21 protein-coding genes and 1 tRNA gene are annotated in these 21,928 nt (G+C 40.2%); 15 read left to right on the forward strand and 7 right to left on the reverse strand.

Annotation, left to right across the window (positions count from 1 at the left end; genetic code table 11):
• Positions 1 to 21 precede the first annotated feature (21 nt).
• From yegQ to abeS, 3 genes are all read left to right on the forward strand, one after another.
• Positions 22 to 1,392, forward strand: a complete 1,371-nt coding sequence (yegQ, locus tag AW165_RS01095) for a tRNA 5-hydroxyuridine modification protein YegQ (protein WP_060464741.1) — start codon at positions 22 to 24, stop codon at positions 1,390 to 1,392.
• A gap of 2 nt (positions 1,393 to 1,394) precedes the next feature.
• Positions 1,395 to 1,658, forward strand: a complete 264-nt coding sequence (locus AW165_RS01100; protein WP_002118193.1) for a YfhL family 4Fe-4S dicluster ferredoxin — start codon at positions 1,395 to 1,397, stop codon at positions 1,656 to 1,658.
• A gap of 236 nt (positions 1,659 to 1,894) precedes the next feature.
• Positions 1,895 to 2,224, forward strand: a complete 330-nt coding sequence (gene abeS / locus AW165_RS01105) for a multidrug efflux SMR transporter AbeS (RefSeq protein WP_003650669.1) — start codon at positions 1,895 to 1,897, stop codon at positions 2,222 to 2,224.
• A 74-nt stretch (positions 2,225 to 2,298) separates the two neighbouring features.
• Here the strand turns inward: abeS and AW165_RS01110 are convergent, their stop codons facing one another.
• The 5 genes from AW165_RS01110 to AW165_RS01130 all read right to left on the reverse strand — a co-directional run bounded on the left by AW165_RS01110 (position 2,299) and on the right by AW165_RS01130 (position 6,565).
• Positions 2,299 to 3,075, reverse strand: a complete 777-nt coding sequence (locus AW165_RS01110; protein WP_005068251.1) for an ABC transporter ATP-binding protein — start codon at positions 3,073 to 3,075, stop codon at positions 2,299 to 2,301.
• A gap of 9 nt (positions 3,076 to 3,084) precedes the next feature.
• Positions 3,085 to 3,798, reverse strand: coding sequence for an ABC transporter permease (locus tag AW165_RS01115; protein ID WP_060464742.1), 714 nt, complete (start codon positions 3,796 to 3,798; stop codon positions 3,085 to 3,087).
• Complete coding sequence (locus AW165_RS01120) at positions 3,795 to 4,484, reverse strand: ABC transporter permease (RefSeq protein ID WP_060464743.1); 690 nt, start codon at positions 4,482 to 4,484, stop codon at positions 3,795 to 3,797. The genes AW165_RS01115 and AW165_RS01120 overlap by 4 nt, the downstream gene beginning before the upstream one ends.
• Before the next feature lie 91 nt (positions 4,485 to 4,575).
• On the reverse strand, positions 4,576 to 5,361 hold the full coding sequence (locus AW165_RS01125) for an ABC transporter substrate-binding protein (protein ID WP_014207231.1): 786 nt from the start codon (positions 5,359 to 5,361) through the stop codon (positions 4,576 to 4,578).
• Between the two features lie 175 nt (positions 5,362 to 5,536).
• Positions 5,537 to 6,565 (reverse strand): LysR family transcriptional regulator, encoded by a 1,029-nt coding sequence (locus AW165_RS01130; RefSeq protein ID WP_005068243.1) that lies wholly within the window; start codon positions 6,563 to 6,565, stop codon positions 5,537 to 5,539.
• Positions 6,566 to 6,765: 200 nt separating this feature from the next.
• On the opposite strand from AW165_RS01130, the gene adeF reads away from it, so the two are divergent.
• Genes adeF through AW165_RS01145 form a run of 3 tightly spaced genes read left to right on the forward strand, consistent with a single transcriptional unit; the run spans position 6,766 to position 12,660 of the window.
• Positions 6,766 to 7,986, forward strand: a complete 1,221-nt coding sequence (gene adeF / locus AW165_RS01135; RefSeq protein WP_057084841.1) for a multidrug efflux RND transporter periplasmic adaptor subunit AdeF — start codon at positions 6,766 to 6,768, stop codon at positions 7,984 to 7,986.
• A 6-nt stretch (positions 7,987 to 7,992) separates the two neighbouring features.
• The gene (gene adeG, locus AW165_RS01140) at positions 7,993 to 11,172 is read left to right on the forward strand and encodes a multidrug efflux RND transporter permease subunit AdeG (RefSeq protein ID WP_032035685.1); all 3,180 of its coding nucleotides are present in this window, start codon (positions 7,993 to 7,995) and stop codon (positions 11,170 to 11,172) included.
• Between the two features lie 12 nt (positions 11,173 to 11,184).
• Entirely contained in the window at positions 11,185 to 12,660 is a 1,476-nt protein-coding gene (locus tag AW165_RS01145) for an efflux transporter outer membrane subunit (protein WP_060464744.1), read from the forward strand.
• Positions 12,661 to 12,722: 62 nt separating this feature from the next.
• On the opposite strand, the gene glyA is transcribed toward AW165_RS01145, so the two are convergent.
• Positions 12,723 to 13,976, reverse strand: coding sequence for a serine hydroxymethyltransferase (gene glyA, locus AW165_RS01150; protein ID WP_060464745.1), 1,254 nt, complete (start codon positions 13,974 to 13,976; stop codon positions 12,723 to 12,725).
• Between the two features lie 60 nt (positions 13,977 to 14,036).
• Here glyA and AW165_RS18950 point away from each other — a divergent pair, with 60 nt between their 5' ends.
• Positions 14,037 to 14,198, forward strand: coding sequence for a hypothetical protein (locus AW165_RS18950; protein WP_081410483.1), 162 nt, complete (start codon positions 14,037 to 14,039; stop codon positions 14,196 to 14,198).
• A 23-nt stretch (positions 14,199 to 14,221) separates the two neighbouring features.
• Here the strand turns inward: AW165_RS18950 and AW165_RS01155 are convergent, their stop codons facing one another.
• Positions 14,222 to 15,451, reverse strand: a complete 1,230-nt coding sequence (locus AW165_RS01155) for an alpha/beta hydrolase (protein WP_060464746.1) — start codon at positions 15,449 to 15,451, stop codon at positions 14,222 to 14,224.
• A gap of 249 nt (positions 15,452 to 15,700) precedes the next feature.
• Here AW165_RS01155 and AW165_RS01160 point away from each other — a divergent pair, with 249 nt between their 5' ends.
• From AW165_RS01160 to rodA, 8 genes are all read left to right on the forward strand, one after another.
• A complete protein-coding gene (locus AW165_RS01160) occupies positions 15,701 to 16,387 on the forward strand; it encodes a putative quorum-sensing-regulated virulence factor (RefSeq protein WP_060464747.1) in 687 nt (228 codons plus the stop codon).
• 144 nt (positions 16,388 to 16,531) lie between these two features.
• Positions 16,532 to 17,161: a hypothetical protein gene (locus AW165_RS01165; protein ID WP_081410484.1), complete on the forward strand. Its 630-nt coding sequence runs from the start codon at positions 16,532 to 16,534 to the stop codon at positions 17,159 to 17,161.
• Between the two features lie 102 nt (positions 17,162 to 17,263).
• A tRNA-Arg gene (locus AW165_RS01170) sits at positions 17,264 to 17,340 on the forward strand.
• Between the two features lie 117 nt (positions 17,341 to 17,457).
• Positions 17,458 to 18,393, forward strand: coding sequence for an ABC transporter ATP-binding protein (locus tag AW165_RS01175; protein WP_017386538.1), 936 nt, complete (start codon positions 17,458 to 17,460; stop codon positions 18,391 to 18,393).
• Complete coding sequence (locus AW165_RS01180; RefSeq protein WP_002118099.1) at positions 18,390 to 19,163, forward strand: ABC transporter permease; 774 nt, start codon at positions 18,390 to 18,392, stop codon at positions 19,161 to 19,163. Before AW165_RS01175 ends, AW165_RS01180 begins: the two co-directional genes overlap by 4 nt.
• Positions 19,160 to 19,972 (forward strand): NADPH-dependent 7-cyano-7-deazaguanine reductase QueF, encoded by an 813-nt coding sequence (queF, locus tag AW165_RS01185; protein ID WP_060464749.1) that lies wholly within the window; start codon positions 19,160 to 19,162, stop codon positions 19,970 to 19,972. The genes AW165_RS01180 and queF overlap by 4 nt, the downstream gene beginning before the upstream one ends.
• A 23-nt stretch (positions 19,973 to 19,995) precedes the next feature.
• On the forward strand, positions 19,996 to 20,646 hold the full coding sequence (locus tag AW165_RS01190) for a hypothetical protein (protein WP_002118229.1): 651 nt from the start codon (positions 19,996 to 19,998) through the stop codon (positions 20,644 to 20,646).
• A gap of 126 nt (positions 20,647 to 20,772) precedes the next feature.
• Complete coding sequence (gene rodA / locus AW165_RS01195) at positions 20,773 to 21,915, forward strand: rod shape-determining protein RodA (protein ID WP_017386541.1); 1,143 nt, start codon at positions 20,773 to 20,775, stop codon at positions 21,913 to 21,915.
• Positions 21,916 to 21,928 lie beyond the last annotated feature (13 nt).

The raw sequence follows: 21,928 nt of genomic DNA on the forward strand, positions 1-21,928 counted from the left end.
ACTTTTTATGCCTTTTATTTTATGAAAACTGAGCTTCTCTCTCCCGCAGGTTCACTTAAAAACATGCGCTATGCATTTGCCTATGGTGCAGATGCAGTATATGCAGGCCAACCACGTTATAGCTTACGTGTTCGTAATAATGCTTTTGATCATGACAACTTAAAAATCGGAATTGATGAAGCCCATGCTTTGGGTAAAAAGTTTTATGTTGTAGTGAATATTCAGCCACATAACAGCAAATTAAAAAACTTTATTCGTGATCTTGAACCAATTATAGCCATGCAACCAGATGCACTCATTATGTCTGACCCGGGCTTAATCATGATGGTACGTGAGCATTTTCCAGAAATGCAAATTCATCTATCTGTTCAAGCCAACGCTATTAATTGGGCCACTGTTAAGTTTTGGAAAGATTACGGTTTAAGCCGAGTCATTTTATCTCGTGAGTTATCATTAGAAGAAATAGAAGAAATCCAGCAACACGTACCCGATATTGAACTCGAAGTTTTTGTACATGGTGCTCTATGCATGGCCTACTCAGGCCGCTGCTTACTTTCCGGATATATGAACAAGCGTGATGCCAATCAAGGTGCTTGTACCAATGCTTGCCGTTGGGACTATAAACTGCATGAAACCCAAGAAGATGCAAATGGAGATGTGATTCCAGTCACTCAGCTAAATACATCAGAAAAGTCTTGCTGTTCATCAGCACAATTAGAAACAACCTCAGCTCAAACGCTGTTGGTACAGCGCAATGATGAAGAAATGTTTGCTGCTGAAGAAGATGAACACGGCACCTATTTTATGAATTCTAAAGATTTACGTGCGGTACAACATGTAGATCGTTTAACCAAAATGGGGATTGCCTCACTAAAAATTGAAGGCCGTACTAAATCCTATTTTTACTGTGCCCGTACCGCCCAAATTTATCGAAAAGCTATTGATGATGCTTTAGCAGGCAAACCATTTGACCCAAGCTTAATGAACCAACTCGAAGGTTTGGCAAACCGTGGTTATACCGAAGGCTTTTTAAGACGTCATGTACATAGTGAATATCAAAACTATGCTGATGGTTCATCGCATTTCGACTACCAACAATTTTGTGGAGAGGTTTTAGAACGTCAAGGCGATTATATTCGCATTGAAGTTAAAAACCGTTTTGTGGTGGGCGACTCACTTGAGCTGATGACGCCTCAAGGTAATATCACCTTTACTTTAACCGAAATGCGCGATTTAAAAGGTAACCCAATTACCGATGCTAAAGGTTCGGGGCATTTTGTTGAGATTCCACTTTCACAAGATGTTGATGTTAGTTATGCCCTACTCATACGCAATTTGCCGCATGCTAAGGAAAACATTACTGCCTCAACATTAGCTTATTCAGCGAGTTAAACATGGCACTTTTGATTACAAATGACTGTATCAATTGTGATATGTGCTTACCGGAATGCCCCAATACAGCTATTTTTGAAGGCAACAAAGTTTATGAAATTGATCCACTTCGTTGTACAGAATGTGTAGGCTTTTATGATGCCCCCACATGTAAGGCGGTTTGTCCAATCGATTGCATAAAACCAGACCCTGCACATATTGAAAATAAAGAGCAACTGCTAGAGAAATTTAAGGATTTAAATATACTCGGCGAATCTATCTCTTAAAAGTCTATCGAGGATCAGGCTAAGATTGCTGATCCTCTTTTTATGACTATACAGATCAATGATTAAATAAATGAATAAAATAGCTGAGAACACTTTGCTAGTGATAAAATCAATTTATCAGTTCAGTTTGATTTAATGGTCATTTTGTACCAAAAAAATTAAACAATCGTTAAAACTGCCAAACCATTTCAACATTTCATGTAGATTGATCAAAAATCATTCTGGCGCAGCTCCCCATGTCTTATCTTTATTTAGCAATTGCGATTGCTTGTGAAGTCATTGCAACTTCAGCTTTAAAAGCATCTCAAGGTTTTACTGTTCCTATTCCATCCATTATTACAGTTGTGGGCTATGCGATCGCTTTTTATTTATTGTCCCTTACACTAAAAACGATTCCGATCGGAATTGCATATGCCATTTGGTCGGGTGCGGGTATTATTTTAATTTCTGCAATTGGCTGGATATTTTACAAACAACATTTAGACTTGGCGGCCTGTATTGGTCTTACTTTAATGATTGCAGGTATTATCATTATTAATGTGTTTTCTAAAAATACCCATTTATAAAATATAAATAAAAAGAAACCGAGTACGATGAAACTCTTTTTATAAAAAATTTCACCTTACTCGGTATGAACAGCTTATTTCAAACTACCCGTCAAAAATTGTTTTAAACGCTCACTTTTCGGGTTATTGAGTACTTCATCAGGATGGCCCTGTTCCTCAATTTTCCCTTGATGCAAAAAAATCACTTGATTAGATACATGACGCGCGAAGCCCATTTCATGTGTCACCACAATCATAGTACGTCCTTCTTCAGCCAAGCCCTGCATTACCTTTAGTACTTCACCCACCAACTCTGGATCAAGCGCGCTGGTTGGTTCATCGAACAACATAACTTCTGGTTCCATAGCCAAAGCACGAGCAATCGCTACACGTTGCTGCTGACCACCAGATAAAAATGCCGGATATTTACTTTCAACACTTTCAGGTAATCCAACTTTGCGTAGATATTTCCTTGCACGCTCTTCAGCTTCAGCACGTTTTACCCCAAGTACGTGAATCGGCCCTTCAATGACATTTTCTAGCACTGTCATGTGTGACCACAAATTAAAATGCTGAAATACCATCATGAGCTGCGTACGCATTTTTTGTAGTTGCTTTGGTTCAACTACTTTTAAATTGCCTTTTTTATCAAAGACTGTGCGTAGTTTTTCACCATTGAGCTTAATCGTGCCATTGCTCGGTTGTTCCAAAAAGTTAATGCAGCGGAGTAAAGTACTTTTACCTGAACCCGATGAACCAATAATACTAATCACATCACCGGCATTTGCATCAAGTGATATTCCTTTAAGCACTTCATGATCGCCGAATTTCTTATGTAAATCGCGAATCACTAGTTTTGCAACTTGTTCCATTTATGTCTCCTAATGATTCGATGGCTTTAAAAATGCCAACCAACGTTTTTCAAGCTTACGAAATAGCCCAATCAAAATAAAAGCCAACACTGCATATAACACCGCGGCAATTCCAAAAGCATTGAAGGTGTCATAGGTTGCCGCATTCACATCACGCGCAATTTTTAAAATGTCAGGAACAGTTGCTGTAAATGCAATGGTTGTCGCGTGCAACATTAAAATGACTTCATTGCCGTAAAACGGTAAAGCACGGCGTAACATCGATGGAATGATAATGCGAGTGTACCGTTTCCATTTTGACATACCGAAAGCTTGTGCAGCCTCAATCTCTCCATGGGGAATAGAACGAATCGCCCCAGCGAAGATTTCAGTTGTATATGCACCAGTATTGAGCGCGAATGCCAAAATGGTGCAATTTATGCCCTCTCGAAAAAAAGCATCAAGAGTCTGGTGTTCATGGATATAATCAAAGCTGTAAATACCTGAGTAAATAATCAGCAATTGAATGTAAAGTGGAGTGCCACGAAAAACATAGGTAAACAGCCAAACTGGGCCACGCAACCAAAGATTTTCTGATACTCGTGCAAGTGATAAAGGCACAGCAAGCACAAATCCAATACCAATAGAAAGCACCAATAACCAAGCAGTCATCGCGACACCGGTCATTTGCAAACCATCGGTCCAAAGGTATGCCTGCCAATATTGTTGAAGGATTTCAATCATAATTGTCCCTTCCTTACACCAGCAGAATAACGACGTTCAAGCCACATTAAAATCAGATTCGACATGGTGGTAATCGCTAAATAAATGGCAGCAGCCACGATGCTAAAAAAGAACAGTTGCATGGTACTTCTACCTGCATCTTGCGTAATTTTTACAATGTCAGTCAGGCCAATAATAGAAACTAGTGCTGTCGCCTTAATTAAAACTTGCCAGTTATTACCAATACCAGGCAAAGCGAAACGCATCATTTGTGGGAATAATACACGGTAAAAAACCTGCCACGGAGTCATTCCATAGGCCATTGCTGCTTCAATTTGGCCTTTAGGAACCGATTGAAATGCACCACGAAAGGTCTCGGTAAAATATGCACCATAAATGAACGCTAAAGTAATCACACCCGCCACAAATGGGTTGATATCAATTTGGTCCATTTGCAGTGCTTCAGTAATTTGGTTGAGACCCAACTGCAAGCTATAAAATAACAGCAGCATAATGACCAAATCAGGCACACTTCGAATGAGCGTGGTGTAAGCTGTCGCTATATAACGTAAAATTTTAATACTAGAGAGTTTTGAGCTCGCACCAATTAAGCCAATAATCACAGAAAGTAAAAGTGACAACAACGCAAGCTGTATGGTCATCCATGTCCCGCTGAGCAGGAGTGGCCCAAAGCCAGAAAAAAACATGACTCATCTTCTCCTTAAAAACAATATCTAATATTGATGAGATGAGAATAGATTTAAAAATGTCGGCGCAAAGCCGACATTTTTCACATCATTAGTAAATGCTAAAGGAGAAATATTTTTTCTCGAGTTTTTTGTATGTACCATCTGCAATGATTGCAGCGAGTGCTTTATTAATATTGGCTTTTAAATCCGCATCTTCTTTGCGTAAACCAATCGCTGCACCTACACCTAGTGTTTTTGCATCAACCACATTGCCACCAGCAAAACTGAAGTTTTTGCCTTTTGGTTGTTTTAAGAAAGCGCCATCAACCATAATTGCATCTTGTAAAGTTGCATCCAAGCGACCTGACATCATGTCTTGATAAATCAAATCTTGGACTGGATAAGGTACAACCGTTACACCTTTTGGCGCCCAATAGGTTTTAGCATAAGTTTCTTGAATTGTGCCCTGTTGTACACCGACACGTTTACCTTTCAAAGAGGCAGCGGTAGGTAATAAAGGCGAGCCTTTTTTTGCAACCATACGGGTTGGTGTATTGTAGATTTTGCTACTAAATGCAATTTGTTTTGCACGTTCATCAGTGACTGTCATTGATGAAAGAATGCCATCAAATTTTTTCGCTTTAAGTGCTGGAATCATCCCATCAAAAGAGTTTTCAACCCAAACACATTTGGCTTTGAGTTTTGCACAAATTGCATTACCCAAATCAACATCAAAACCAGTTAACTTGCCATCTGGTGTTTTATATTCAAACGGCGCATAAGACGACTCAGTACCAAAACGAATCACCTTCCAATCCTTTGCTTGAACATTCGTTGCAACAGCAGCTAAAACTAAGGTTGTTGAAACGAACATTTTTTTCATAAAGCTTGCCATCTTGAAGCTTCTCCTTAAAATCCTAATAAGGTGATAAAAACTTGAGCAATTTCTAAATTACTCTTCTGCCGAAAGAATTGCAATTTCTATACCAGTAAATTAAGGATTTATGAAGATGACTAAACAGTGGATTCTATTAATTGATTAAATGTTGAAAAATCACTCAAATTTTAAGTTAGTTTTTGAGTGTATAAGCTTCTGCCATATTTTCATTTTCAACCAATGTCCGAATGGTGTATTCATGATTATGTTCTTTAGCACTGGCAAATTCACATTTTTGATCCAATGACATTGAACAACCACTCAACAATGGACAACCTGCAAATAATTCGGCTACCCAATCGACAAAGACTCGAACTTTAGGCGATAAATGACGATTTTGTAGATAAACGACTGATATTGGCATAGGTGCAGGTAACCATTCAGTCAATACTTCCCTAAGTGCACCAGATTCCAAATGTTTTGCTACCATGTAATATGGGCATTGAATTAAGCCAAAACCTTGCACTGCCAAATCAATATATGAATCACCATCGTTGACAGAAACACGCCCTTTCACACCAACGCTATGAATCTCACCGTTCACCATGAAATCCCAGTCGATATTGCGTCCTGTACGGCTGTTAAAGTAATGCACGACCTGATGTTTTTGTAAGTCTTCAATGGTTTTGGGTTCCCCATGCTCCATCAAATAACGTGGTGCAGCAACCGTCACACATTGAATTGTTCCGATACGGCGGGCAACTAAACTCGAATCTTTCAGTTGACCAATACGAATGACACAGTCCACCGCATCTTGAACCAAATCGACCGGACGATCACTCATTCCAATCACCAAATCAATATCAGGATACTTGGAATGAAAATCACAAAGCATTGGAATCAGAATCAGCCGCCCAATTGAAGCTTTAACATCAATACGCAGTCTTCCTCGTGGTCCGCGCTCCGAATCATGGAAAGTTGATTCTACATCTTCGACATCAGCTAAAATTCGCGAAGTACGCTCATAATAAACCGCACCATCTGGTGTCAAACTAAGTTTGCGGGTTGTTCGGTTAAGCAATCGAACTTGTAAATGTTTCTCTAAAGCCTGAATGGTTGTGGTCACTGAAGCACGCGGTAGGCCTAAACTGTCAGCAGCTAAACTGAAACTATTTGTTTCGACAACTTTGTTAAATACTTTCATCGCATGAAATAGATCCACACGCACACTCCTATCAATTAATGCATTTTTTAATCAAACACATCAATTGTTATAAAAATACGAATAGTGTTATCGAATTTAATATATTTATTCGTGATTGACAAACTTTTATGCTCCGTCCATCCCATAAACCCTGTTTCTCCCATACGGACCAAAACTAAAAGTCTGAAAACAGGTATCCAAATAACTAGGAGCACCTCATGTCATTTTCCCGCAAACAGTTCGCACTGTCTGCCATCTTTGTTGCCCTTTTAGCAACAGGAGGCAGTTTTATGTTTTTACATGAAAATGCCGATGCAAAAGCTGCACCGACCTCTGCCCAACAAGCTGCAACTGTTGATATTTCTAATGTCATCAGCAAAACCATTACCGATTGGCAAGAATATTCCGGTCGTTTAGAAGCAATTGATCAAGTCGATATTCGGCCTCAAGTTTCCGGCAAACTCATTGCCGTTCACTTCAAAGATGGCAGTCTCGTAAAAAAAGGCGACTTACTTTTTACCATTGATCCACGGCCTTTCGAGGCAGAACTGAATCGTGCCCAAGCTCAACTCGCTTCAGCTGAAGCACAAGTCACTTATACGAGTTCTAACCTTTCTCGTATTCAACGTTTAATACAAAGTAATGCTGTTTCTCGCCAAGAACTGGATTTAGCCGAAAATGATGCACGTTCAGCCAATGCTAACCTACAAGCCGCTAGAGCAGCCGTTCAATCTGCCCGCTTAAATCTTGAGTACACTCGTATTACTGCGCCTGTTAGCGGTCGAATTTCACGAGCCGAAGTCACTGTCGGCAATGTAGTTTCTGCAGGTAACGGAGCACAGGTTTTAACAAGTTTGGTCTCTGTATCTCGCCTTTATGCATCTTTCGATGTTGATGAACAAACCTACCTGAAATACATCAGTAACCAGCGTAATTCTGCACAAGTTCCTGTTTATATGGGACTTGCCAATGAAACTGGTTTCTCTCGCGAAGGTACCATCAACTCAATTGACAATAACCTAGATGCAACCTCAGGTACGATTCGTGTTCGTGCGACTTTTGATAATCCAAACGGAGTTTTATTACCAGGCTTATATGCACGAATCCGTTTAGGCGGAGGTCAGCCTCGTTCAGCAATTCTGATTAGCCCAACCGCAGTTGGGGTCGATCAAGATAAACGCTTTGTCGTAGTAGTTGATGCTAAAAATCAGACGGCCTACCGTGAAGTAAAACTCGGTGCACAACAAGATGGCTTGCAAATCGTGAATAGCGGATTACAAGCGGGTGATCGTATTGTGGTGAACGGTTTACAGCGAATTCGTCCGGGTGACCCTGTGACCCCGCACCTCGTTCCAATGCCAAATTCACAAATCACTGCTAGCAGTACTACTCCTCAACCTCAGCCAACAGATAAAACATCAACTCCGGCAAAAGGTTAATCACATATGAATATTTCTAAATTTTTTATTGATCGGCCGATCTTTGCTGGTGTGTTATCAGTACTGATTTTACTCGCCGGTCTGCTTTCGGTATTCCAGTTACCGATTTCTGAATACCCAGAAGTTGTTCCGCCATCTGTGGTGGTACGCGCTCAATATCCGGGTGCAAACCCTAAAGTGATTGCTGAAACCGTTGCCTCTCCGCTTGAAGAATCAATCAACGGCGTCGAAGACATGCTGTACATGCAATCTCAGGCTAACAGCGACGGCAACTTAACCATTACGGTGAACTTTAAACTTGGTATTGATCCAGACAAAGCGCAACAACTGGTTCAAAACCGTGTGTCTCAGGCCATGCCTCGTTTACCGGAAGACGTACAGCGTTTAGGTGTCACTACTTTAAAAAGCTCACCAACTTTAACCATGGTAGTGCATCTGACCTCACCAGATAGTCGCTATGACATGACCTACTTACGTAACTATGCAGTATTGAACGTGAAAGACCGTTTGGCGCGCTTACAAGGTGTAGGTGAAGTCGGATTATTTGGTTCTGGTGACTACGCAATGCGTGTATGGCTCGACCCACAAAAAGTAGCGCAGCGTAACCTCACCGCGACCGAAATTGTGAATGCAATCCGTGAACAAAACATTCAGGTTGCAGCGGGTACAATCGGTGCATCACCAAGTAATTCACCTTTACAGCTTTCAGTCAATGCTCAAGGCCGCTTAACGACTGAGCAAGAATTCGCAGATATCATTTTAAAAACTGCACCCGACGGCGCGGTTACCCGATTGGGTGATGTTGCTCGTGTTGAACTCGCAGCTTCACAATATGGCTTACGTTCATTACTCGATAATAAACAAGCAGTCGCGATTCCAATTTTCCAAGCACCGGGTGCTAATGCTTTGCAAGTTTCCGATCAAGTGCGCAGCACGATGAAAGAACTTTCAAAAGATTTCCCATCTTCAATTAAATACGACATTGTTTACGATCCAACCCAGTTCGTACGTGCCAGTATTAAAGCGGTTGTTCATACCTTGCTTGAAGCGATTGCACTGGTTGTTGTGGTTGTTATTTTATTCTTACAAACATGGCGTGCCTCGATCATTCCATTGCTTGCTGTACCAGTTTCAATTATTGGTACATTCGCGCTCATGCTTGCTTTTGGTTACTCGATCAATGCGCTATCACTATTCGGGATGGTACTTGCCATCGGCATTGTGGTCGATGACGCGATTGTCGTCGTCGAAAATGTCGAGAGGAATATTGAAGCAGGCTTAAGCCCAAGAGATGCAACTTATCGCGCGATGAGAGAAGTGAGCGGACCGATTATTGCCATTGCTTTAACGCTGGTTGCCGTGTTCGTTCCACTTGCCTTTATGACAGGCTTAACAGGGCAATTTTATAAACAATTTGCCATGACCATTGCCATTTCAACTGTTATTTCGGCATTTAACTCCCTTACTCTATCTCCTGCTTTAGCCGCCATGTTACTGAAAGGACATGATGCTAAACCTGATGCATTAACACGCATTATGAATCGTGTATTTGGACGTTTCTTTGCATTGTTTAACCGCGTATTTACCCGTGCGTCAGATAACTATGGTAAAGGTGTCAGCCGTGTTATATCTCATAAAGCATCGGCAATGGGTGTCTATGCTGCGCTTTTAGGTTTAACCGTTGGTATTTCTTATATTGTTCCGGGTGGCTTTGTTCCAGCTCAAGACAAGCAATACTTGATTAGCTTTGCTCAATTACCAAATGGCGCTTCATTAGATCGTACTGAAGCGGTGATTCGTAAAATGAGTGACACTGCACTTAAACAGCCTGGTGTGGAAAGCGCTGTTGCCTTCCCTGGTCTATCAATTAACGGTTTTACCAACAGTTCGAGTGCTGGTATTGTCTTTGTGACTTTAAAGCCATTCGACGAACGTAAGGCTAAAGACTTATCTGCCAATGCAATTGCTGGTGCTCTTAACCAGAAATATTCAGCTATTCAAGATGCATATATTGCAGTTTTCCCACCACCACCAGTGATGGGCTTAGGGACCATGGGCGGCTTTAAACTACAACTTGAAGACCGAGGTGCCTTAGGCTATTCAGCCTTGAATGATGCTGCACAAAACTTTATGAAAGCAGCACAATCAGCCCCTGAACTGGGTCCAATGTTCTCAAGTTATCAAATTAACGTACCTCAACTCAATGTAGATTTGGACCGCGTGAAAGCTAAACAGCAAGGTGTTGCCGTGACAGATGTTTTCAACACCATGCAGATTTATTTAGGTTCTCAATACGTTAACGACTTTAACCGCTTTGGACGTGTTTATCAGGTTCGTGCACAAGCCGATGCTCCTTTCCGTGCAAATCCTGAAGATATTTTGCAGCTTAAAACCCGAAACAGTGCGGGACAAATGGTGCCGTTATCTTCATTGGTAAATGTAACTCAAACCTATGGTCCTGAAATGGTCGTTCGTTATAACGGCTATACCTCAGCAGATATTAACGGTGGCCCTGCCCCAGGTTATTCATCTAGCCAAGCTGAAGCTGCGGTTGAACGTATTGCTGCACAAACTCTACCTCGTGGTATCAAGTTTGAATGGACAGATTTAACTTACCAAAAAATCTTGGCTGGTAATGCAGGACTCTGGGTATTCCCAATTAGCGTATTACTGGTGTTCTTGGTTTTAGCTGCTCAATATGAAAGTCTGACTTTGCCTTTAGCTGTAATTTTAATTGTACCGATGGGAATCTTGGCGGCTCTGACAGGTGTTTGGCTAACAGGCGGAGATAACAACATCTTTACCCAAATTGGTCTGATGGTACTAGTCGGGCTGGCCTGTAAAAATGCCATATTAATTGTTGAATTTGCACGAGAACTTGAAATGCAAGGTGCAACTGCCTTTAAAGCTGCTGTTGAAGCAAGTCGTCTACGTTTACGCCCAATTTTAATGACTTCTATTGCATTCATTATGGGTGTCGTACCACTGGTTACTTCAACTGGTGCAGGTTCTGAAATGCGTCATGCGATGGGTATTGCAGTGTTCTTCGGCATGATCGGTGTAACGCTGTTTGGTTTGTTTCTGACCCCTGCCTTTTATGTCCTGATTCGCACATTGAACAGCAAACATAAATTGCATTCGGCAGCAGTTCATGAAGCACCTTTATCTACCCCACATGATCATTAAGGAGGACATTTGATGGCTACAGCAAAACAAAGCTTATTATTGTCCTCACTCATGGGAAGCCTGCTGCTTGCAGGCTGCTCTTTGGCACCGGAATATCAACCTGCAAAGGTCATAGTTCCCGTCAAATTTAAAGAGTCTGACCCTAAATTTGAAGACAATAACTGGAAAATTGCTCAACCTGCCGATCAGCAGGTTCGAGGTGAATGGTGGCGTGTTTTTAATGATGCTCAATTAAATGAGCTCGAACAACAAGCCATTTCTGGAAACCAGAGCCTTAAAGCGGCAGCGGCTAATATTCAGGCTTCACGTGCGTTACGTTCCGCAGCACAAGCTGAACGTTTGCCAAATATTGGTGCTGGCTTTGGCCCAACTCGTCAAAAACCCTCTCCGGCTTCATTGGGTTTAGATGGCAACGCTCATACATCTGCACAAACCTTATGGCGTGCTCAAGCGAATGTTTCATATGAGCTCGATTTATTTGGCCGTATTGCCAGTAGTGTCAATGCAGCAACAGCTGATGTACAGCAACAAGAAGCTCTATATCAATCGGCGCTTTTAGCTTTACAAGCAGATGTTGCCCAAGGCTACTTTCTCATTCGTCAGCTTGATGCTGAACAAGCAATTTATAATCGCACTATTAAACTGCTTGGCGAGACACGCGACTTAGTTCAAACACGTTTTCAAAATGGTTTAGTCAGTGAATTAGATGTTTCTCGCGCACAGACTGAACTGGCTACCGCCCAGACCAATGCACTGAACATTGCTCGTAACCGAGCCAATGCAGAACATGCACTTGCAGTATTGTTAGGCAAAACACCTGCTGAGTTTAGCTTGGCAATGCAACCATTAACTGCAAACAGCATTCGTCTTCCAGCAGGTTTACCTTCAGCTTTACTGGAAAGACGACCAGACATTGCGGCTGCCGAGCGTGCTATGGCAGCAGATAATGCGCGTATTGGAATTGCACGTGCTGCTTTCTTCCCAAAACTAGACCTGACAGGTGCACTCGGTTATGAATCATCAAGTTTAGGTGAGTTGGGTAAATGGTCGAGCCGTACATTCTTGCTTGGTCCAGTCGCAGGTACTATTTTATCTTTGCCATTATTTGACGGTGGACAACGTAAGGCTGGAGTTGCTCAAGCACGAGCTGCCTATGAAGAAAGCGTTGCAAACTATCGCCAAACTGTATTGAATGCATTTCGCGAAGTTGAAAATGGTTTATCAGATCAAAGAATACTTGATCAGCAAATTCAAGCTCAAAGCCAAGCACTCTCCTCTTCTCGTCATGCAAATCAATTGTCTCATTTACGTTATCGAGAAGGTGCGATTAGTTATCTTGATGTGATTGACTCGGATCGGACTATTTTGCAACAAGAACAACTTTCTGCACAGCTTAATGGCACTAGAATGATGGCTAGTGTAAATTTAATCCGTGCATTAGGTGGTGGCTGGCATAATGCTGAGTCATCGGTAAAATCTAAAAGTTAATTCTTGTCTAATTAACTTGACATAAAAAAAGCGCCATATGGCGCTTTTTTTATGTTTACAACTTATTGTGCGTATACAGGGAATTTTGCACAAACAGTTTCAACTTTCGCTTTTACTTCAGCAATAACTTTTTCGTCACCTTTGCTGTCAATCACGTCAGCGATCCAACCTGCAAGTTCACGAACTTCAGCTTCACCGAAACCACGAGTTGTTACTGCTGGAGTACCGATACGGATACCAGAAGTCACAAATGGAGAACGTGGGTCATTTGGAACTGAGTTTTTGTTCACAGTAATGTGAGCAGCACCTAACCAAGCATCTGCATCTTTACCAGTTACATCTTGCTTGATTAAAGATAACAAGAACAAGTGGTTGTCTGTACCGCCAGAAACAACATCATAACCACGAGCGATTAACACCTCAGCCATAGCTTGAGCATTTTTCACAACTTGTTGTTGGTAAGCTTTGAAGTCATCAGACATAGCTTCTTTGAAGCAGATTGCTTTAGCAGCAATCGCATGCATTAATGGACCACCTTGGTTACCAGGGAATACAGCTGATTGAAGTTTTTTCTCAATTTCTTCATTCGCTTTCGCAAGGATTAAACCAGAACGTGGACCACGAAGTGTTTTATGAGTCGTCGTTGTTGTTACGTCAGCAATTTGAACTGGGTTTGGATATACGCCAGCAGCAACAAGACCTGCAACGTGAGCCATATCAACAAAAAGGTAAGCGCCAACTTTGTCCGCGATATCACGGAAACGTTGCCAATCTACAACACGGCTATAAGCAGAGAAACCAGCAACGATCATACGTGGCTTGTGCTCTAACGCTAAACGTTCAACTTCTTCGTAATCGATCTCGCCAGTTTCAGCGTTTAGACCGTATTGAACTGCATTATAAGTTTTACCAGAGAAGCTTACTTTTGCACCGTGAGTCAAGTGACCACCGTGAGCCAAGCTCATACCCAAAACTGTATCGCCCGGGTTAAGAAGCGCTAAATAAACAGCAGAGTTAGCTTGTGAACCAGCGTGTGGTTGAACGTTTGCGTAATCTGCACCAAAAAGTTCTTTAGCACGATCAATCGCCATTTGCTCGATGATATCCACATACTCGCAACCGCCATAATAGCGTTTGCCTGGATAACCTTCTGCATATTTGTTCGTAAGTTTTGATCCTTGTGCTTCCATCACAGCAGGAGAGCAATAGTTTTCAGATGCAATTAACTCGATATGTGCTTCTTGACGCTCACCTTCAGAAGCAATTGCTTGAGCTAATTCTGGATCAAATTCAGAAATGGAAATATTGGCAAACATTAGCGGGGGTCCTATAAATTAGGGCTTTTAAGCCGTGCTAAGATTGCGGCATATTGTAGCATGAACTTTATAATTAAACAGAATGAAGTTAGCTCAGTTTTAAATAAAAATGGCTCAAGTTTTATAAAAAATGAGCCATTGTTTATAAATCAATTAAAAAGCTCGTTTAAAGCTTATATTTTAAATGTCTTCATCGTTTATTTTAGCTTAGAAAAACATTAAAAATCCTTTAAATATCAACAATCCTATTGAGCCATCAGTAAAGTCTGAACATTTCCAACAATATTATCTACGTTACTGCTCATCGCTGTGCCATGATCCCAGTTACCAGTCACATAACTATTAATTTTAGTGCCTACAGCAGTGGCATTAGATATCAATAGATCAGTTGCCAATTTAGGTACTGTAGGATCAGCTATCCCTTGATAAATGATGATTGGAGTAGTGACTTTTATTTGTAAGGGCTGCGAATCTTTTTCCAAAAATGTTTTAACTAGCGGCACAGCCATAAAATTAGGTTGTGTACGCGTATAACCATCTAATGTTTCCCCATGAGTTGCAATATAAACTTGCATAGTAGCGCTAAAATCCCCGAGTAAAGGTTCATAACAAAAACCTTCAGCGCCTTGTGCAATCCTTGCAGTAGATTCAGTAAATACTTGAAGATAATTAAAGTCTGGATGGGTATTACGAATTCCTGCTACAACAAGCGCTGTAAATGCATCAAGCTGCGCATAGATTGCCTTTTTTTCATATACTGATGCACTTGCAGCTTTTAATTCCCCATTTAAAAGAATACTTCCTAAATTAGAAGCAGGTGCTACCGCTACTGTACCTTTATAGTCTAGTTGTGCACGGCTCGCATATTGTGCAGCACCTAATGCAGCATGCCCCCCCTGAGAATGTCCTACTGTTAACCATTTTTTTGAAGTTAATAAGTTACGCTGTAATAAATAATTGCGTGTTGCAACCACGGCATCTGTAATTGAAAAGGCCTCACTTTTAACATTTAAAAATGGATGTATGCCTGAAGTACCTAAACCTTCATAGTCAGGTGCGACCACAACATAACCAGCTGCTAGTAATTTACTAATTAAATCTTTTGTACTTTCTGCTAAAGCTGCTTTACTTGGTGCGCAAGCATCTGCCACACCCGTAGTGCCATGGGCCCAAACCACAATTGGCCAACCGCCTACTGGTGGTGGAGTGTTTGGTGTAAATACCAAACTGGTTGCCTGCACTTCTTGACCACTTTGACCCAACATTTTATAAGTCAAAATACTACTTTCTGCGGCAACTGATCCTAAGTTGGTACTTGTGTAAGCCTCAACTTTAACAACTGGATTCTGAATATTATTGATTGGTGTCCCTGATGGATTAGTAGGAGCTGGACCATCATCACTACTCCCTCCTCCACAAGCGACTAAAAATAAACTCGTGCTCAGAACGCTCGTCATTAATAGGTTCATTTTCATTAGTATATCTTCCCTTAAATTCCATTTTTGTTTTGCTTTAGTTTTTTAATCAACATTTCCTAATGTCTTAAAAATATTTACGCCTAATCTTTATTTTCCGCAAGTTCTATTGGATGAAATTAATCTCTGAAAACTTTATTTTTAATATAAATTAACGTTCTCACTACTCTCAGGCCTCACTTCATGTTTTAAAGTGGGTAGCCAACTGTTAACATTCTTGATTACTCGTGATTGATTAAAAGGCCAGTTATGCAAACCATTATTTTAGATACAGAAACACATACACTAAATGGTTTGCCTATTGAAATTGCGTATGCCCCAATTGAAATTAATGAAGGCAAATTGACTTTAGATAAGAGCAAATTGTTTGATCAGCTCTATCAAGTCGGTACCCCTATTTCTTACGCGGCTATGGCAGTACACCATATATTAGAGTCAGATTTAGAAAACCAGCCCCACTATAAAACTTTTAAATTGCCAGATACTACAACTTATATTATTGGTCACAATATTGATTACGATATTGCCGCGATTGCTCGTTGTGGTGTGGATGTATCGAATATCAAACCGATTTGTACACTAGCTTTAGCGCGCAAAACTTGGCCTGATGCAGAAGCGCATAATATTTCTGCACTCATCTATATGATTTCTCAAGGCAGCAGTAAAGCTCGAGAATTGCTCAAAGGCGCACACCGTGCCGATGCAGATATTATTTTGACTGCTAATATTTTGATGCATATTGTCTATCATTTAAATATTCAAGACATTGAAGAGCTTTACCGAGTTTCTGAAGAAGCACGTATCCCTACGACTATTAATTTTGGTAAGCATAAAGGCACAGCAATTGCTGAACTTCCTAAAGACTATATTCAATGGTTATTACGCCAAGATGAACTTGACGTCTATTTACGTAAAGCGTTAGAAGGCGCATTTTAAAGTCTTAAATAGATGATATTCATCAATTCTTCATCATATTGTCATTTTTGAGTTTTATGGTTAACCCCATTTATATTTTATTAAAAACAGTACTGTTCAACTGAGAAAATTGAACAGTCTGATTTATTTTTTATTTGGGGAAAAATGATGGCTGGTTTTTATCGAACCAATTTAGGAAGAGTCGCGCTTCAACAACGCAACATTACTTTAAATGCAAAACAAAGACGTTTACTGCTATTAATAGATCACGAAGATTTTCAAAATTTAAATAGCGAATTTAAAAAACGTATTGCATCTCCAGAGCTTATTCAACAGCTTATCGACTTAAAACTCATTGCTCCTTCTGGCGAAAATTATTCAGAATTAAATGAACAAATATCTTTCCCACAATCATCCGTAACTGCAATAGAAGCTCATCAAAAAAATACTATTGATGATAATAAAAGTGGCGATATAGTTGGAGAAATTCAGGTTACTCAATCATCATCTTTTCAACTTTCACCTACTGAAATTACCCAGCCATCAATTCCAGTTCAACAGCTCTCTTTTGAAGAGATACAACAGTTGATGAAGCAAAGCTTGAGTCAATATTGTGGGCTTATGGCAAAACCACTTATTCAGAAAATAGAGCAAATAAAAACGCTTCAAGAGCTTAAAATGTGCCAAATGCAATGGATTACCAGCTTACAGGAGTCGCGTATTCCCCCTAATGAACTAGCACATACGCTTCATTCTATTAATTATTCAATTCAATTTATTCAACAACGCATCTAAAAAAACAACAAGTTGCTGTTTAATTAAGCATTAAACCCACTTGTTACCTATTTCGTGCTTTACCTATTGGTATTTTTTTCCTATGATGTGGCCCACACATGTGCGCTCGTAGCTCAGTTGGATAGAGTACAGGTTTCCGAAGCCTGGGGTCGTGGGTTCGATCCCCGCCGGGCGCACCAGTTTATATATAATAACTTAATAAATTTATCTCAATTTTATAAAATTCCGACTATTTTACTTGGTTTATTAATCATTATCGCTCAAAATATACCCCTCTTTCATAATGTGAGAATTTCATGACTGATGCTTTGGTTTTAAGAGATTTGTCCAAAACATATCGTAATGGTTTTCAGGCGTTAAAAGGTATTAACCTCACTGTGCCTGAAGGTGAATTTTATGCGTTGTTAGGCCCAAATGGTGCCGGCAAATCAACAACCATTGGTATTATCAGTTCCCTCACGAAAAAAACCGAAGGAACAGTTGAGATTTTTGGACATAATCTCGACACTCATCCATCCTTGGCAAAACAACAACTTGGTGTCGTCCCTCAAGAATTTAACTTTGGACAGTTTGAAAAAGCGTTCGATATTTTAGTCACCCAAGCTGGTTATTACGGTATCCATAGAAAGATTGCAGAAAAACGTGCCGAACATTATTTAGAAAAACTAGGTCTATGGGAAAAACGTAATATACAAGCACGCATGCTGTCTGGTGGTATGAAGCGCCGTCTTATGATTGCACGCGCCATGATGCATGAACCTAAACTTCTTATTTTAGATGAGCCTACTGCGGGTGTTGATATTGAATTACGCCGCTCTATGTGGGATTTTCTAACCGAAATGAACGAAAGCGGTACTTCTATTATTTTGACTACACATTATCTTGAAGAAGCAGAAATGTTGTGTCGTCAAATTGCTATCATTGACCGCGGTGTCATTAAAGAAGACACCAGCATGAAAAGTTTCTTAAACCAGCTGAGTGAAGAATCTTTTATTTTCGATTTGGCAGAACCTATTGCCCCACTCCAGTTAAATATTATTGGTGTGAAGTTCAACTTAATTGATAGCAGCACTTTAGAAGTGACGATGGATAAGGCACATACATTAAATGACTTATTCCAACTTTTAGAATCACAAGGTATTCGTGTTCGTAGTATGCGAAACAAATCGAACCGTCTAGAAGAGCTATTCGTCAAAATGGTCGAGAAAAATCTTGAAGGAGAGGCAAAATGAATTTTAGCCAACTGCAAATTGCCCTCTGGACTCTAGTTCGTAAAGAAGTACGCCGATTTCTACGTATTTGGCCACAAACCTTATTACCACCTGCGATTACGATGAGTTTGTACTTTGTCATTTTTGGTAATTTGGTTGGTTCGCGCATTGGACAAATGGGCGGCGTGAGCTACATGCAGTTTATCGTACCCGGCCTGATTATGATGGCGGTTATTACCAACAGTTATGCTAACGTATCTTCAAGTTTCTTTAGTGTGAAATTCCAAAAGAGCATTGAAGAACTGATTATGAGTCCTGTGCCACTACATATTATTTTGTGGGGCTATGTCATTGGTGGTATTTGCCGTGGTGTATTGGTCGGAGCAATTGTGACGACAATGAGTATGTTCTTTACAGACCTTTTTATACATAACTGGTTTGTGACTATATATACAGTCTTAATTACCTCAGTTCTTTTCTCATTAGGTGGTTTTATTAATGCAGTTTATGCAAAATCATTTGATGATATTTCTATTATTCCAACATTTGTCCTTACACCTTTGACCTATTTAGGTGGTGTGTTCTATGCCATTAGTGCACTTGGCCCTTTTTGGCAAAAACTTTCTTTAATTAATCCTATTGTGTATATGGTTAACGCTTTCCGTTTCGGCATTTTAGGTCATAGTGACGTGAACGTTACGTTCTCTTTAATCATTGTGACATTATGCTGTGCTGTACTTTACGGAATTGCCTACTATTTACTTGCTCGTGGTTCAGGAATGCGTGAATGAGTGTCGAACAGTCTTTATTGGGTAAAGAAACTCAATATCCAACTAACTATCAACCTGATGTTTTATTTCCAATTGCTCGTGCTCAGTCTCGTGAAGCCTATTCGCATATTGAAGGTATTACACAAGGTAAAGATTGGTGGCATGTTTTTGAAATTTCATGGTTAAACGCTCATGCTATCCCGCAAGTTGCTATTGGCAGAATTACACTGCCAGCTTCTTCACCAAATTTGATTGAATCAAAGTCACTAAAACTTTACTTCAATAGCCTTAACTTCACACAGTTTGACTCTAAACAGTCGTTTATTAAAACGGTTGAAAAAGATCTATCTGCTGCGGCAGGTGCAAAAGTTGAGTTAACGTTATTTCAAGTAGATGATTTAGAGATTTCTAAGCCTCAAGGCATTTGTATTGATGACTTAGATCCAGAGCGTTTAGAGCAACATCCTGATGCAACTCTTTTAAAACGAGATGTGTCTGATGAAGAAGTCGAAATTGAACTGTATTCTCATCTTTTAAGAAGTAACTGCCCAGTCACGGGGCAACCGGATTGGGGTACAGTTTTTATCCGTTTTAAGGGCAAAAAACCTTGTTATCGTAGTGTTTTAGCTTATATTATCTCGTACCGTCAGCATAACGGCTTTCACGAACAGTGTGTCGAGCAGATTTTTGCTGATATTTGGCAAAATTTGCAGCCTGAAAAGCTGATGGTTTATGCAACTTATACTCGTCGCGGCGGACTTGATATTAACCCTTGCCGAGTATCGGATCTTTCATGGATGCCAAAACCGATTCGATTGGCACGACAATAAAACGAATAATTTGAGGATACACCATGCCGTTTTTTGGTTTTACCCCTTCTGAAGGCTTATTGAACGATATACAAACTGGAATTGCGAACAAAAATTCTAGTGAGCCTTTATATCCACTTCGCGATAAGATTGCTTTACAACTTAATGAAGAGATTATTGATAATGTCTTAATTCAGTTAGTTCAGCACTTCCCTGCAAGTGAAAAGCGCGATACTGCCGAAAAACTAGCAGGCTATGTCAAATCAACAGTCGCTGTTCTTTTAAAACAATTGTTAAGCAAAGCGCCAAACGATGTTGTTAAACAGTCAGTAGAGTTCTCTGAAAAAAGCTTATTTAAAGATCCACAAGGTCAATATAAAGTAGGTGTAACTCTAGATCCTAGTTTAGTCACTAATCTTCAGCATAACTTCACTGAGCTTAAGGCGGGTAACGATATCAATAAAGCTGCATTGGCTGAACTGTATAAACAGTTTGGAGATGCTATGGTTAAACATTTTATGTCTGATTTTAATAAGACATTAGACCTTGGCATGATTAAGCGTAAAGCAGCTGATATTGGTGCGGCAGCTGTAACAAAAGCAGTTCATATTGCGATCGACAAACTCATCCCTAGCTTAAATCGCACTGAACTAAAAGCGATGGCTGAATATCACGAAAGTCTATTCTTTAACTAATAAGAAATAGCCTATCGGAAACCTAGCGAGAGCTAGGTTTTTTTATTGCAAAATATTGATATACATTGCCATTAATCAGGTTTATGTTAGCATGCGCCAAGCACTGATTGACCTAGTTAACGCCGCATGTCTCCTAGCCCACAATATAAGTTTTTACGCCAAGCTCCTCGAGATGGTCTTAGCACCGCTATGCAACCATCAAGGTGGCAACAACTCCACATTGACCCGTGGTTATGTCTATTTTTGCTATTAAATGCGCTATTAGGTTTAACCGTACTATATAGTGCTTCGGCACAGGATGTAGGTCTGGTCAGTAAACAAGCCATGAGTTTTGGTATTGGCTTTTTAGTGATGTTTGGTCTAGCCCAAATTCCGCCCAAGGTCTATCAAGCGTTTTCTCCCTACTTTTATTTGTTCGGCCTATTTTCGCTTGTGGCAGTTATGGTATTCGGTGAAGTCCGAATGGGTGCTCAGCGCTGGATTGATATTCCGGGTTTCGGAAGTGTCCAACCCAGTGAGTTCATGAAAATCGGCATGCCGATGATGATTGCATGGTTTTTAGCACGAAAACCTCTTCCCCCTAGTTTTTCACAAGTTATTTTATCTTTAATGTTAATTGGTATTCCCTTTTTACTGATTGCAGAACAACCTGATTTAGGGACATCACTTTTAGTATTAGCAAGCGGTATATTTGTCTTATTTTTAAGTGGGCTATCATGGCGGATGATTGGTGCAGCTGCCGCATGTGCAGCAATCGTAATTCCAATTGCGTGGGAATTTCTTTTACACGACTATCAACGCCAAAGGGTTTTAACCTTACTTGATCCAGAGGCAGACGCGCTCGGTACGGGTTGGAATATTATTCAATCTAAAACTGCAATTGGTTCTGGTGGTTTTTCAGGTAAAGGCTTCCTTGAAGGTACCCAATCACATTTACACTTTTTACCCGAAGGACATACTGACTTTATTATTGCTGCATATTCCGAAGAATTTGGACTGATCGGTGTACTTATTTTAGTAATTCTTTATTTTGCCATTATTTTTAGAACATTCCAGATCGGTTTACAAAGCTTCCATAACTATGGACGTTTAGTTGCTGGCGCCTTTGGTTTGTCTTTTTTTGTTTATGTATTTGTAAATGCGGGAATGGTCAGTGGTATTTTACCTGTAGTAGGTGTTCCTTTACCTTTTATGAGTTATGGCGGAACAGCTATTATTACTTTAATGGCCACCTTTGGTTTAGTCATGTCCATTCATACACATCGATAATCTGGAATTTTAA

Origin of the sequence: Acinetobacter sp. LMB-5 (assembly GCF_001541635.1) — a bacterium.
Taxonomy (GTDB): Bacteria; Pseudomonadota; Gammaproteobacteria; order Pseudomonadales; family Moraxellaceae; genus Acinetobacter; species Acinetobacter pittii.

Excerpts from the sequence above, each read along its gene's own strand:
- yegQ (WP_060464741.1), top strand. The coding sequence starts at position 22 with ATGAAAACTGAGCTTCTCTCTCCCGCAGGTTCACTTAAAAACATGCGC.
- AW165_RS01100 (WP_002118193.1), top strand. The coding sequence starts at position 1,395 with ATGGCACTTTTGATTACAAATGACTGTATCAATTGTGATATGTGCTTA.
- abeS (WP_003650669.1), top strand. The coding sequence starts at position 1,895 with ATGTCTTATCTTTATTTAGCAATTGCGATTGCTTGTGAAGTCATTGCA.
- AW165_RS01110 (WP_005068251.1), bottom strand. The coding sequence starts at position 3,075 with ATGGAACAAGTTGCAAAACTAGTGATTCGCGATTTACATAAGAAATTC.
- AW165_RS01115 (WP_060464742.1), bottom strand. The coding sequence starts at position 3,798 with ATGATTGAAATCCTTCAACAATATTGGCAGGCATACCTTTGGACCGAT.
- AW165_RS01120 (WP_060464743.1), bottom strand. The coding sequence starts at position 4,484 with ATGTTTTTTTCTGGCTTTGGGCCACTCCTGCTCAGCGGGACATGGATG.
- AW165_RS01125 (WP_014207231.1), bottom strand. The coding sequence starts at position 5,361 with ATGGCAAGCTTTATGAAAAAAATGTTCGTTTCAACAACCTTAGTTTTA.
- adeF (WP_057084841.1), top strand. The coding sequence starts at position 6,766 with ATGTCATTTTCCCGCAAACAGTTCGCACTGTCTGCCATCTTTGTTGCC.
- adeG (WP_032035685.1), top strand. The coding sequence starts at position 7,993 with ATGAATATTTCTAAATTTTTTATTGATCGGCCGATCTTTGCTGGTGTG.
- AW165_RS01145 (WP_060464744.1), top strand. The coding sequence starts at position 11,185 with ATGGCTACAGCAAAACAAAGCTTATTATTGTCCTCACTCATGGGAAGC.
- glyA (WP_060464745.1), bottom strand. The coding sequence starts at position 13,976 with ATGTTTGCCAATATTTCCATTTCTGAATTTGATCCAGAATTAGCTCAA.
- AW165_RS18950 (WP_081410483.1), top strand. The coding sequence starts at position 14,037 with ATGAACTTTATAATTAAACAGAATGAAGTTAGCTCAGTTTTAAATAAA.
- AW165_RS01155 (WP_060464746.1), bottom strand. The coding sequence starts at position 15,451 with ATGAAAATGAACCTATTAATGACGAGCGTTCTGAGCACGAGTTTATTT.
- AW165_RS01160 (WP_060464747.1), top strand. The coding sequence starts at position 15,701 with ATGCAAACCATTATTTTAGATACAGAAACACATACACTAAATGGTTTG.
- AW165_RS01165 (WP_081410484.1), top strand. The coding sequence starts at position 16,532 with ATGATGGCTGGTTTTTATCGAACCAATTTAGGAAGAGTCGCGCTTCAA.
- AW165_RS01175 (WP_017386538.1), top strand. The coding sequence starts at position 17,458 with ATGACTGATGCTTTGGTTTTAAGAGATTTGTCCAAAACATATCGTAAT.
- AW165_RS01180 (WP_002118099.1), top strand. The coding sequence starts at position 18,390 with ATGAATTTTAGCCAACTGCAAATTGCCCTCTGGACTCTAGTTCGTAAA.
- queF (WP_060464749.1), top strand. The coding sequence starts at position 19,160 with ATGAGTGTCGAACAGTCTTTATTGGGTAAAGAAACTCAATATCCAACT.
- AW165_RS01190 (WP_002118229.1), top strand. The coding sequence starts at position 19,996 with ATGCCGTTTTTTGGTTTTACCCCTTCTGAAGGCTTATTGAACGATATA.
- rodA (WP_017386541.1), top strand. The coding sequence starts at position 20,773 with ATGTCTCCTAGCCCACAATATAAGTTTTTACGCCAAGCTCCTCGAGAT.